Raw genomic sequence first — 12,388 nt, forward strand, 5'->3', positions numbered from 1 at the left:
ACGAAGAAGACGCGGCGGACGATTTTCAACTATCATACGAAAACGCCGTAAACAGCGGGAACAGTCAATGGGTGGAGGTAAAAACCACGATTGCGCCGCCGGAAACGGGGAAGCTGGTACAGCGGGAAATAGCGCCAACAGAAACCATTGACTATATCGTGCAGCGCGGGGACACACTTTCCGGCATAGCGGCAAAGTACCTGGGCAGCGCGTCAAAGTATACGCAGATCGTGCAGGAAAACGGGATCAAGAACCCGGATTTAATTTACCCTGGGCAAGTGTTCAAGATCACAACCGGGGGACAAGCCACGTCAACGCCTACAGAAGCCATACAGGCCGTGCAGGCGGCGGGGGGTACAGATACACAGGGTGGAGTCGGAAACGCCGCCAGCGGCGGCGGAAACGGCGCGGGGAGCGCCCCGGCGGCCACGTCCGTTAAAATGGTGCAGGTAGTGCTTGCGCAACTGGACTGGAACGGCAGCGGGCGTTCCGGCGTGCTGAACTGCGGCACGTTCGAGATCGACAGCGCCAGCCTTGCCGGGCCGCCGATGAAGACCACGCTAAGCGGAACTTCCATTCCGTACACGTCCACGTTGCGGATGCAGAAAAAATGCCGCAGCTGGGAGAATACGACACTACAGGCGATCGGCGGCCAGATTGCCGGGGAAGCGGGACTGCAACTGATGTATTTATGCGCCGATAACCCCAAATACGCCAAAAAAGAACAGGTGCAGCAATCGGACATACGATTTTTACAGACGCTTTGCCACGCAGAAGGGAAAGCACTGAAAATCACGGAATTAGCCGTGGTTATATTCGACAAGCAGGACTATGACGGGAAACCGCCGATCAAAACAATTACTTACGGAAGCAGCGATATTCTTTCTTTCCGGCTGTCTACGAATATGAAGGATACGGCATACACCAGCTGTCACGTCAGTTATTCCGATTCCGAAAAGAAAGAAACGATAGAATACACGTTCACGCCGGACAGCAGCGCGGGAACGGGGCAAGTGCTGGAAATCAATGAAAAGGTTGCAGACACGGCGGAAGCCATGCGCATTGCAAAAAAGCGCTTGCGGGAAAAGAACGAAGGGGAAATAACGGCCAGTTTTTCCATGGTGGGGGATGTGCAGCTTGTGGCGGGTGTGGTGGTGCAGCTACGGGGCTTCCAGTCCTTTGATCGGAAATACCGGGTAAAGAGCGCCAAACACAAGCTATTGGGCGGATATACCACCGACATTGAATTAGTGCAGATATTGGAGGGGTATTGATGGCGGGACAAAACGGCGCTTCCCTGCAAATGGACAAAGATATACTGGACGCGCTGAAACGGATAATCAGGATCGGCGTGGTGCAGTCTTTTGACGCGGTAACACGGAAGGGACGCGTAAAGTTCGAGGACAAAAACGGGCTGAAAAGTTCGGAACTGAAATTTATTGCCCGGCCCCGCCACATTGCGCCGAACAAGCAGCCGCCGGATCAGGAAGACGATCTGGTAAAAATAGCGTGTGACCATTGCCCACACCAGCATGAAGCCTATGTAATGGACTGGAACCCGAAACCGGGGGCGTGGGTGCTGTGCATCATGCGCCCGGACGGGAGCGGGGACGGGTACGTTGTAGGGGAGGTGTAAAACGTGGGGAAGCTGGGCAGTTTTGGTTCGCTGTCCTTTGTCGTATCCAGCAACACAATAAGGACGTTTGAAAAACTGCAATGGGACGTGGGCGCAAGCTACGCCACACACGATCGGCACATGATGCCGGATCTTCTGGAATTTCTGGGGCCTGACCCGGAAACAATCAACCTGCCCATTAAGTTTTCTGTCTTCCTGGGCACGAACCCGATACAGGAAGTGGAGCGGTTGCGGGCTATGATCAGGAGCGGGACGGTAGAACGGCTGGTGCTGGGCGGCCACGTCTACGGTGATTATAAATGGGCCATTACCAAAATGTCCGCAGAATTGAAGACCTTTGACAACCGGGGGAACTGCTGGGCGGCGAATACCACGCTGTCACTGAAAGAATACGCCAGGAGGTAGAAGCCGTGTCGTGGATTTTGAAGAACAACGGGAAGATCCTGGAAGACATTTGCCTTGACCCGCAGACGGTGGAAGAAGAAGTGCTGATAAACGGCGCAATCATTCTGGACAGCTACTTAAAGTCTGTAACGCTGATCCGGGGGCTGGGCATGAATACAGACCGCTTGCACCGCCCTGTAAACGTGGTGGCAAATGAGATTGTGGCGAACATTCACGATCAGTTTGAGCAGTACGAACCACGGGCGATCCTGGGGGAAATTACGGTTGACGCAAGCAACGTTCAAGGGATGATGGACATAACGGTGGAAATTATGGGGGTGAAGAAGGGATGATCAGACGGGAATACCCGGACATTGAATTCGTGGAAACCGACACGGAAACCATAGAAAACAGCATGATCGCGCTGTTTGAATTGATGTACAAGGAAATGACCGGGAAAACGAAAAAGGTTTACCCGGCTTCCCCGGAACGGCTTTTCATTGCCTGGGCCGCCAGCATTGTTATTCAGCAGCGGATCATAATCAACGAAACCGCAAAAAAGAACGTACCGCGCTATGCGAACGGGAAATACCTGGACAGCCTGGGGGAACTGTTCAAAGACACGTTCCGGTTGCCGGAAGCAAGGGCAACCGCCCTTTTCCGCTTCTACATTTCGGAGCCGCAGGAACAAAGCGTGATCGTGCCGCAGGGGACGCGGATCAACTTTGACGGGGAAATCGTCTTTTCCACAACGGAAGAATTGGAGATCCGCGCCGGGGATGCCTACGGGGACATTCTGGGTGAATGTCTTACGCCGGGCATTGTGGGGAACAACATAGCCGCCGGGCAGATCAAAGAAATCATGGATACTTACGACTTCTTTTGGAAGGTGGAAAATATCACGCGGACGGCGGGCGGCGCGGACAAGGAAAGCGATCAAAGCTACTATGAGCGCTTGCGGGAAAGCATGGAAAGTTTCAGCACGGCGGGGCCGGAAGGGGGCTACAGTTACCACGTCAAGAGCGTTTCCACGGCCATTACGGACGTTTCGGCCACGACACCGGAACCGGGGGTGGTTGACATACGGGTGCTGATCAACGGCGGGGAAATGCCAACAGAAGCAACCATGCAGGAAATACAGGACGCTTTGAACACAAGCAAGGTTAGGCCGCTGACTGACAAAGTGATCGTGAAGAAGCCGGAGGAAGTCCCGTTCCATATTGACGTGACCGTATATCTTCCCAGCTACAGCCAAACCAGCAGCGCGATCATTGAAGGAGACGCAAGAAAGGCTGTGGCCGCGTATGTCAAGTGGCAGACCGGGAAAATGGGGCGGGATATTAACCCGTCCTATTTACACCGTCTTTTGATGGACGCGGGGATCAAAAGGGCCGTGATCCGGCAGCCGGAATTTGCCGTTGTGCCCGGAACGTCCGTTGCGCGGCTGGAAGGGCCGGAAACGGTGCTGAACGGGGGCACGGAAGATGAATAACGACATTTACCAGATCGACTTCACGCAAATATTTCCCACGGCCCTACAGCATGACCCGAAAATGATCGCGCTGGCAAAAAGCCTGACGGCGGAACTGCTGACCGTAAGCGGACACATGGAAGACGTGCTGATCTATTCCAGGATCGACCAACTACCGGAAGAACTGGTGGACATACTGGCCTATGATATGCACGTTGACTGGTACAGCTACGAAGACCCGCTGGCGGTGAAGCGCCAGACGCTGAAAGACAGCGTGAAAGTACATAAGCACATGGGGACAAAATACGCCGTGGAAACGGCGATTCAGGCGTTCTTTCCGGGGGGAACGGTTCAAGAGTGGTTCGACTATGAGGGGGAACCGCATCACTTCCGCATTACGATCACACTCCCGGGAGGGATAACGCCGGAAGTGCTGGACGATTTGAAGCGGCGGATCTGGCACGTCAAACGCCTGTNAAGCTGGCTGGACACGATCATAACGGAAACGCAAATGGAAAAAACCATATACGTTACGCCGATTGTGGGCCGGGGGCTTGCCATTACGAAACTGCCAGAACTGGAACCTATTATGGAGCCGATGCAGCTATACATTACGCCCGTGCTGGGGGACGGTATGGCGGTTACGCGGCTTCCGCCGCTGGAACCGGACTTCCCGGCGGCGGCGGTTCTGGCCCGCATTTCGGCGGCCATGCACAATATCATGGAAACGGCCCTGCCAACACTGGCGGAACCCGAATTAACGCCGTTTCCGCCGATTCTGGGCCGCGTTTCGGCGGGGGTGCATTCTATATCGGAAACGGCCTTGCCGCCGCTGTATGACCCGCTACAGCCCGAATTAAGGGTATATCAGTCGATCGCCGCAAAACAGGGCGCGGCTATCATGGAAACCAAACTGCCAGCGCTGGAAGACTTCCTGACCACCATTCCGGCGGTATGCCGGGCGCGGGCTTTTGGCGCGTTCACCACGATAACAGAAACCAAACTGCCAGAACTAAAGGAGGAAATCAGACTATGAGCCAGTACGGTTGCACCATTCCCCGGCGGGGCCGGGCGCTGATCGCCAAAATCCTTGCGGAAAAGATGCCGCTGAAAATCTCCCGGATTATGATGGGTCAGGGCGTTTGCCCGGAAGATGTGTTCCCCGGCGATCTGGAAGACCTTGTGGAGCCTGTGGCGGCGGGCACGTCCACCGAACCTACCTATGACGGGGACACGGTTCACATGATGGTTGAATACCGCAGCGACTTAAACGGCGGCCTGGATCGGGGATTCTGGATCAGGGAGTTCGGCGTGTTCGCAAAAGACCTGGACGGATCGGAAGTTATGCTGTATTACGGCACGCTGGGCGATTATCCCCAGTGGGTGAGCGCCTATTCTGAACAGGGGCTGGACACGCGGCGGTATCCCGTGGATATTACGATTGGTGAGGGGGCCACGGTCATTATTGACTATTCCCCGGAAGCCTTTATGACCAGCGAGGACGTGAAGGGACTTTGCACCACCACCATTCTTCCTATGTTCCTGACGGAAGCGCAGGGGCTGATTGACGCGCACAACACAGACGAAAACGCACACCAGGCGATCCAGAACGCCGCCGCCGATATTAACAGGCGGCTTGCCCTGATCGAACTGATGTATAACACGGAAGTAAAGGGAAACCCGTTTGTAATCAGCTTTGACGATCTTTCCAAGCTGGTTGTAACGGGCGTGTGGAACAAGGAACAAAGGCGGCTGGAATTTTAATGGGTACGATCCGCTTTTATCTTACGCCGCCGGAACTGTCCTGCTTGATCGGGAACCTGTTCACGGAATTAGAACCGCCTTGCGGAGCGGGACAGCTTGAAGCGGACGGGATCACGCTGTACGGCTGGACGATAAGCGGGGAGCGCGGGGAACTGCATATTTTCCCGGATCACTGTACATTCACGGGCCGCCTGGAAGACTACCAGGCGGCCCGTTTCGGAGCCTGCCCGGAAAGGGGTTGCAATGGCAGAATTTAAGCTGGGCAATAAGGCCGTTGAACTANACCGCTACACGCTACAGGTAACGCGGCCCGTGGCGGACGATAAGGTAGACGCGAAGGACGCGGCAAAGGTCATGAAGACCATTGCACGGGCGGATACCATAGAGGGAATGCGGGAACTTCTGCTGAAAACGGCGGATCGCCTGGATAAGAAGCCGGGCCGCCCGCGCTTCCCGAAAAGTGAGAGTTTCGGGATCATTGCCGATCTGCGCGGCGCGGCGCGGAATATCGTGCGCGGGGTACACGCCGCAAACGAAACAATCTTCACGGAACGTCCAGAAGAACGGCTGAAGGGGACTGTATCCCGTCCAACTTCTGCGCGTGGAAGACGGATAAACACAAGGCGTTGACGCTGGCCGCCGTTGGAGCCGTCAGCTATCAGCAGCGCCGGAAGGAATGAGGGGAAGCCCGGCGCGGGCAAAGCGCCGGGCTTCCGAATTACCAGGGGTAACGAATGAACTATGAACAGCTTTGCTCATTTGAGGTGCTATATGCAGCCTATAAGACCGCCCGGCAGGGCAAACGCGAAAAANAAGGGGCCGCCCAGNATGAAGCAAACGCGCTGGCCTGTACCGCNAGGCTGTCCCGTCTGCTGTTAAGCGGGGCCTACAAGCCGGGGAAATTTGAGGTATNCACGGTATACGAACCAAAGAAAAGGCTTGTACAAGCGCCCGCGTTCGTTGACAAAGTGGTACAGCACGCCATAGTTGATAACATTCTGTACGAAGCCATAACCAGCAGCTTCATACAGGACAGCTACGCTTCCCAGGTATGGAAGGGTATGCACGTAGGCTTGAACCGATTAAAAGAACAAATGCAGGACTACTTCCAAAAGCGGAAGGGGCATGACGAAGCCGCACGCAGGGGCGCAGGCTTGCCGCCGCGCCCGCCGGAACAGTGGGACTACGCGGACGGCTGGATCTTGAAAGCGGACGTGCATCACTTCTTTGCCAGCATAGACCACAACATTTTGAAAGAAAAGTTGCGGCGGAAAGTGGCGGACGATCGGGTATTTGCCCTTATGTGTACCTACATTGACAGCACGGACGGGTTGCCGCTGGGGTATCAGACTTCACAACTGCTGGCGCTTATGTACCTTGATGAATTTGATCATTGGGTGAAAGAAACACTACACGCCCGCTATTACGGGCGCTATATGGATGATTTTTATATTATCCATGAAGACAAGGCATATCTGAAAAAATGCCTTGTGGAGATCCGGGAAAGGATGGACGAATTGAAGCTGGAACTAAACGGCAAAACGGCCATTTTCCCATTGAAGAACGGGATCAACTTCCTGGGCTTCCACACATATTTGGACAGCGGCGGCGCGGTGGTCATGAAGCTACGCCGGGACAGCATACGGCGGATGAAAGACCGGATCAAGGGCTGGAAAGAAGACTTTCCGGCGGGGAAAATCAGCCGGGAAAAGATCGTGGTATGCTGGAAAGCGTGGGACGCACACGCGGCCCACGGGGACACCTACGCATTGCGGCAGAAGATGGCGGCGGAAGTATCCGCCATAANCGGCGGGCGGCTGACCGCCCGCAGGAAGATCCGCAAGTNAAAATNTGACGATGCCCGGAAGATGGTTAAAAAACTGCGGCGGCAGGGCCGGAAGAAGCCCGGCCAAAGGAGCAAAAAGGAGGAATAAACCCTATGGCAAGCGTGGCATTAGGTCAAAAGGCTGTGGGAAGCGTTGTTAAGCTGAAATTTAACGGCGCTATGCGGGAATTTCTGGTGGTTCACCAGGGCCGCCCGTCCACGCTCTATGACGCAAGCTGTGACGGCGTATGGTTGTTGATGAAAGACTGCCTGGAAGCCAAGCGCTGGCACAGTTCGGACGTGAACGACTACGCAAACAGCGAGGTAAACAGCTATCTTAACAGCACGGTTCTTTCCAAGTTTGACAAAGACATACAGGCCCAGATCAAACAGGTAAAGATCCCCTATCGGCCCGGCAGCGGAACGAGCGGGACAGTGAACAGCGGGGCCAACGGGCTTTCCACAAAAATTTTCCTGCTGTCCGATCGGGAAGTGGGCTACACAAAATCCAACATCAACCAGTACATTTGCGACGATGGCGCAAAACTGGCCTACTTCCAGGACGGAAACGGAACCAGTGAGAAGATCGCAAAGTTCAACGGAAACGCCGTGCTTTGGTGGTTGCGCTCTCCGTACCTGAGCAGCTCTGCCGGCGCCTGGGTCGTCGGTTCCACTGGCAGTGCCAACGACTACGGCCTCTGTTCCTATTCCGGGCGTTATCTGCGGCCCGCTTTGATCCTGCCCTCTAACCTCTTGACCTCTGACGATGGCACGATCAACACGAACACGGCCCCGACTACGCCCGGAAGCATCAACGTACCGGGGAATATCCAGGGCGGAAGCACGATTACGGTAAGCTGGGGCGCATCCACGGACGCGGAAAAAAATCTGGAAGGGTATGTGGTAGAACGCAGCACCAACGGCGGCGGACAGTGGACGCAGGTATACCAGGGCAGCGGAACCAGCACCACAAATACCGTCCCGGCAGGGACGGAAACGGTTATGTACCGAGTAAAGGCTTACGACAGCGAAGGGATTTACAGCGGGTACAGAACCAGCGGCCAGATCACAGTAATTAACAACAACGCCCCCGGTATCCCGGCCAGCATCACGATCCCCAATGAGGTTTTAGGCGGAAAGCCGCTGACAATCACATGGGGCGCGGCCACGGACGTTGACGGGGATCTTGCCGGGTACAGCCTGGAACGCCAGGTGGACGGCGGGGACACCTGGACGGAAGTATACCGGGGCAGCAATTTGAGTTACACGGACACGGNAACGCGGGGCTGGGCCAGCGTGTGCTACCGGGTGCGGGCCTATGACAGCCACAACGCATACGGCGGCTATGCCACGTCCCAAAGCCGCCCCGTGAACAATAATATTGCGCCCGTGATCACCTGTTCCCAGGGGAGCGGCGCTGACCTGNGGACGAAAAACGGCGGCTTTTCCGTGTCCTACAGCGTGGAAGACCCGGACGGGGACAGCATGACCGTAACGGAAGCTATTGACGGCGTGACGAAGCGCACATACACGCCGGAGCCGGGCGCAAACAACAGCTTTGCCGTAACCGGGGAATATTTTATGTGCGTGCTGAACGGACGGCATACCATGACCNTNACGNCCAGTGACGGCNNGGGCAGCACGGTTCACACGCTGGTTTTCACAAAAGAGATCCACGCCGCTTCTATCACGCTGGCGGAACCGCTGGACGCAGACGCGAAAATTGAAATTTGCGTTATGTCCGTGATCGGGCAGATCCCCGCCGATGCAGAATACAGCGTGAAGGTAACGAACAACGCAAAGGACGCGGCCCCCGTGTGGGAAGACTGTACGGCGGAAGTCCGGGCGGGCGCAAACCACGTTTTCCAGAACGCCACGGCAACAAATGGCNTTGCGTTCAACTTCANGATCGAAGTGGAGCGCGGGGCCAGCGGTGAGGGCGGCTATATTTCTTCTGCCCAGGGAGGTTTTCAATAATGAGTTTGCAGCACAGAAAAGACAGCGTGCGGGAACTGCGGCTGAAACAGCAGGGGCTCACGCCGCCTAAAGACTGGAACAACGTGGAACAGGTGCGGGCCGTAGTGAAGCAGCAGATCGGCGCGGCCTGTTCCGCCGCCATTTACGCCGGGGTTGAAGTGGGCGGCGCACGCTACAGCCTGACCGAACACGATCAAACGGAGCTGATGGCCCAGAACGCCGCCGTTGCGGCAGGGGCGGCGGCTGTCCCCTACCATGCGGACGGGGAACTTTGCAGAATGTACACGGCGGCGGAATTTTCGGCGCTGGCCCAGGCGGCCACGGCACACGTTTTCTACCACCGCACATACTGCAACCACGTCAACGCATGGATTGNGCGGGCGGGGCTGGATGAACTGGCCGCCATTGAGTACGGCGCGGAACTGCCCGCTGATCTGGCCGCCAGTATGGCCCAGATCATGCAGGAAGGGGGCGGCGCGGTATGAAGCGTGTAATTACCCTGTGGGCGCTTCTGGGGGCCGCATACGTGGCCCTGGAAACGCTGTGGCGCGGCTATAGTCATCCGTCTATGTTTATCGTAGGGGGCCTGTGCGGCGTGCTTGTGGGCGCGTTGAACCAGGCCCCCAGGTTTTACAACGCTCCGGTTGCCCTACAGGCGGCAGCCGGGGCGGCGGTTGTGCTGGCCGTGGAATTTGCTTCCGGGTGCATCCTTAACCTGTGGCTGGGCCTGGACGTGTGGGACTATAGCGGGCTTCCAGGGAATGTGCTGGGGCAGATTTGTCCAGCGTTCGGCCTGCTGTGGTTCCTGCTGATGCCGTTTGCGATCTGGGCGGAAGATACGGCCCGCTGGTGCATCTGGTTTTATGAAATGTCCCTGATGCCGCCGGGGGAACCGGACGTGAAAACGCCGTTGCCTGCGCTTTATTCTCTGAAAAGCATTTATTATGACTTCATCAAAGGAAAGTAACGGGAGCCGCCCGCAGCGGCTTCCCTTGCGGGCGGAACCGCCGGAAGGAGGGCAAAAACCGAATGGAAGGGAACTTGACACGGGCAGAGCATGAAGAATTTGCCCGGCGCATGACCGCAGAAAACAAGCGGCTGGAAGATGAAAATACGCGGCAGAACAGGCGGCTTGAACAGCTGGAAAACACAGTGAACCAGATTGTTGTACAGCAGCTTACAACCCTGACAGGCACGATCCAGGCGCTGAAAACCAGCGTGGACAACACCATAAAGGAACAGGCCGCGATCGGGGAGCGCGTGAAGAAGCTGGAAGACAAAGACGGCGATATGTGGCGCACGGCTGTAAAATATGTTCTTTCCGCCGTGCTGGGCGGCGTGGTTGTCTTCATCATGTCCCGGATCGGCATTTCGTAGGGGGGGCGGCGGCAATGGAACTTACGGCCCCTATGACGGCGGCGCTGTGCTTTTTCGGCGGCGTTATGGCGTGCCTGCTGGTTTGTATGGCGCTAAAACTGAAAGCGGCCCAGGCGGGCGGCAGGAAGCAGCAGAAGAAGGACAAGCCGCCCGCCACGGTGGGGAAGCGCATGGGCGCTATGGATAAAATCCTGATCGTGCTGGGCGTATTCCTGCTGTGCTTCATCGTGGCACTGGTGGTTATCTTCATCAAAAAGGACAGCATACCGGACACGCTGGTACAATGCGTTTTCGGCGCGTGCGGCCTGGAAGGTGGGGTAATGGGCTGGATCAAGACCACAAAGGAACGCCGCCAGGATCGGCGCTGGGCGCGGCAGGATGCACGGGAAGCGGAACGGGCGGCCCGTGAAGAAAGGGAGAACAACCAATGCTGACCGGGAACACCAATNAAGAAAGGATCTGGAACTACCTGACCGCCGCAGGCTTCAACGCTTGCGGCGTTGCCGGGCTTATGGGCAATCTGTACGCGGAAAGCGGGCTGAATCCGCAGAACCTGCAAAATACCTATGAAAAGAAGCTGGGCTATACCGATGCCGAATACACGGCGGCGGTGGACAGCGGCGCTTATACAAATTTTGCGGGGGACAAGGCCGGGTATGGGCTGGCCCAGTGGACGTACAGCACGCGCAAAGCGGCCCTTCTGGCCTATGCGCGGGCGGCGGGGAAGTCTGTGGGCGATCTGGAAACGCAGCTGGCCTTTTTGGTCAAAGAACTGCGGGAAAGTTTTGCGGCGGTGTATAACACGCTGAAAACGGCCCAGACAGTCCGGGCGGCTTCTGATGCCGTCATGCTGAAATTTGAGCGCCCGGCGAACCAAAGTGCGGAAGCGCTGGCCCGCCGGGCCGCCTATGGGCAGGGATACTTTGACAAATACGGAAAGAAGGGAGCGGGAAACAAAGTGGGATACACAAACAGCGCCCTTGTGGCCTATACCAAGCTGTCCCCAAACTGCAATAAANCGNGAAAGAACAAGATCGACACGATCACGATCCATTGCTTTGTCGGGCAAGTGACCGTGGAAAGGGGCTGTGAGGTATTCCAGAACACAGCGCGGCAAGCGTCCTGCAACTACGTTGTGGCAAAGGACGGAAAGATCGGGCTGTGCGTGGAGGAAGCAAACCGCAGCTGGTGCAGTTCCAGCGCGGCGAACGACAACCGCGCCGTTACGATCGAGGTTGCCAGCGATACCGTACACCCTTACGCCGTGACCGATCAGGCATATGCGGCCCTGATTGACCTTGTGGCGGACATTTGCAGGCGGAACGGGATCGGAAAACTGGTATGGTCAACCCAAAAGGCTGACCGCGTGAACCACAAGAACGGGTGCAACCTGACCGTACACCGGGACTATGCAAACAAGGCGTGCCCTGGAGAATACCTCTATAGCCGAATGGGGGACATTGCGGCCCAGGTAAACAAGCGGCTGGGCGCGGCTGATGCAGGGCAGACCCCGGCCACGAAACCGCAGACACCGGAAGCGTGGGCTGTTCCGTTCAAAGTCCGCGTTTCGGCGGCAGATCTGAATATCAGGACGGGGCCGGGCACGAACACGGCCCGCAAGGGGTACATAAAGCCGGGCGTTTATACCATTGTGGAGGTACGCAGCGGCCCCGGCGCTTCCGCGTGGGGAAAATTGAAGTCCGGCGCGGGCTGGATCTCCCTGGACTTCTGTAAGAAAATCTGATTTTTGAAAGGACGGAAAGATCATGGAAAACATTATTTTTAACGCGGTGCTTCTGCTGATCTCGATCGGCGGCTTCCTGCTGGGCAAGTTCATTTTTCCGAACGTGCCCAAAAGCGTTGCGGACAAACTGCGGCAGCTGGCCGCGTGGGCTGACAAGTTCGTTGTCTGGGCGCGGGAGTTCCGCAAGCAGGACAGCGGCCCGGCAAAAAT

General features: G+C 56.6%; 14 protein-coding genes. All 14 read left to right on the plus strand.

Translation table 11 applies throughout. From position 1 onward, the window contains the following. Nucleotides 1–71: 71 nt before the first annotated feature. A complete protein-coding gene (locus JX325_RS00580; RefSeq protein ID WP_243413845.1) occupies nt 72–1,274 on the plus strand; it encodes a LysM peptidoglycan-binding domain-containing protein in 1,203 nt (400 codons plus the stop codon). Then, nucleotides 1,274–1,636 carry a hypothetical protein gene (locus JX325_RS00585; protein WP_204789237.1) on the plus strand — a complete coding sequence of 121 codons (363 nt, stop codon included), beginning with the start codon at nt 1,274–1,276 and terminating at the stop codon, nt 1,634–1,636. The genes JX325_RS00580 and JX325_RS00585 overlap by 1 nt, the downstream gene beginning before the upstream one ends. A 3-nt stretch (nt 1,637–1,639) precedes the next feature. After that, nucleotides 1,640–2,041: a phage tail protein gene (locus tag JX325_RS00590; RefSeq protein ID WP_204789238.1), complete on the plus strand. Its 402-nt coding sequence runs from the start codon at nt 1,640–1,642 to the stop codon at nt 2,039–2,041. Between the two features lie 5 nt (nt 2,042–2,046). Next, on the plus strand, nt 2,047–2,373 hold the full coding sequence (locus JX325_RS00595; protein ID WP_204789239.1) for a hypothetical protein: 327 nt from the start codon (nt 2,047–2,049) through the stop codon (nt 2,371–2,373). Then, nucleotides 2,370–3,512, plus strand: a complete 1,143-nt coding sequence (locus tag JX325_RS00600) for a baseplate J/gp47 family protein (RefSeq protein ID WP_204789240.1) — start codon at nt 2,370–2,372, stop codon at nt 3,510–3,512. The genes JX325_RS00595 and JX325_RS00600 overlap by 4 nt, the downstream gene beginning before the upstream one ends. Beyond that, the gene (locus JX325_RS00605; RefSeq protein ID WP_204789241.1) at nt 3,505–4,527 is read left to right on the plus strand and encodes a phage tail protein I; all 1,023 of its coding nucleotides are present in this window, start codon (nt 3,505–3,507) and stop codon (nt 4,525–4,527) included. The genes JX325_RS00600 and JX325_RS00605 overlap by 8 nt, the downstream gene beginning before the upstream one ends. After that, a complete protein-coding gene (locus JX325_RS00610) occupies nt 4,524–5,255 on the plus strand; it encodes a hypothetical protein (protein WP_204789242.1) in 732 nt (243 codons plus the stop codon). The genes JX325_RS00605 and JX325_RS00610 overlap by 4 nt, the downstream gene beginning before the upstream one ends. A 1,073-nt stretch (nt 5,256–6,328) precedes the next feature. Next, a complete protein-coding gene (locus JX325_RS00615; protein WP_204789243.1) occupies nt 6,329–7,189 on the plus strand; it encodes an RNA-directed DNA polymerase in 861 nt (286 codons plus the stop codon). A 5-nt stretch (nt 7,190–7,194) separates the two neighbouring features. Further along, nucleotides 7,195–9,057 carry a DUF6273 domain-containing protein gene (locus tag JX325_RS17735; protein ID WP_243413846.1) on the plus strand — a complete coding sequence of 621 codons (1,863 nt, stop codon included), beginning with the start codon at nt 7,195–7,197 and terminating at the stop codon, nt 9,055–9,057. A 481-nt stretch (nt 9,058–9,538) separates the two neighbouring features. Next, nucleotides 9,539–10,024 (plus strand): hypothetical protein, encoded by a 486-nt coding sequence (locus JX325_RS00620; protein ID WP_204789244.1) that lies wholly within the window; start codon nt 9,539–9,541, stop codon nt 10,022–10,024. Nucleotides 10,025–10,086: 62 nt separating this feature from the next. Continuing rightward, nucleotides 10,087–10,434 (plus strand): hypothetical protein, encoded by a 348-nt coding sequence (locus JX325_RS00625; protein WP_160573401.1) that lies wholly within the window; start codon nt 10,087–10,089, stop codon nt 10,432–10,434. A 14-nt stretch (nt 10,435–10,448) separates the two neighbouring features. Beyond that, the gene (locus JX325_RS00630; RefSeq protein WP_204789245.1) at nt 10,449–10,868 is read left to right on the plus strand and encodes a hypothetical protein; all 420 of its coding nucleotides are present in this window, start codon (nt 10,449–10,451) and stop codon (nt 10,866–10,868) included. Next, nucleotides 10,862–12,178 (plus strand): phage tail tip lysozyme, encoded by a 1,317-nt coding sequence (locus JX325_RS00635; protein ID WP_204789246.1) that lies wholly within the window; start codon nt 10,862–10,864, stop codon nt 12,176–12,178. The genes JX325_RS00630 and JX325_RS00635 overlap by 7 nt, the downstream gene beginning before the upstream one ends. Nucleotides 12,179–12,200: 22 nt before the next feature. Then, nucleotides 12,201–12,388: hypothetical protein (locus tag JX325_RS00640; RefSeq protein ID WP_204789247.1), on the plus strand; the 188-nt coding region annotated here is incomplete at its 3' end.

This window comes from Oscillibacter sp. CU971, from assembly GCF_905219725.1.
Lineage (GTDB): Bacteria > Bacillota > Clostridia > Oscillospirales > Oscillospiraceae > Oscillibacter.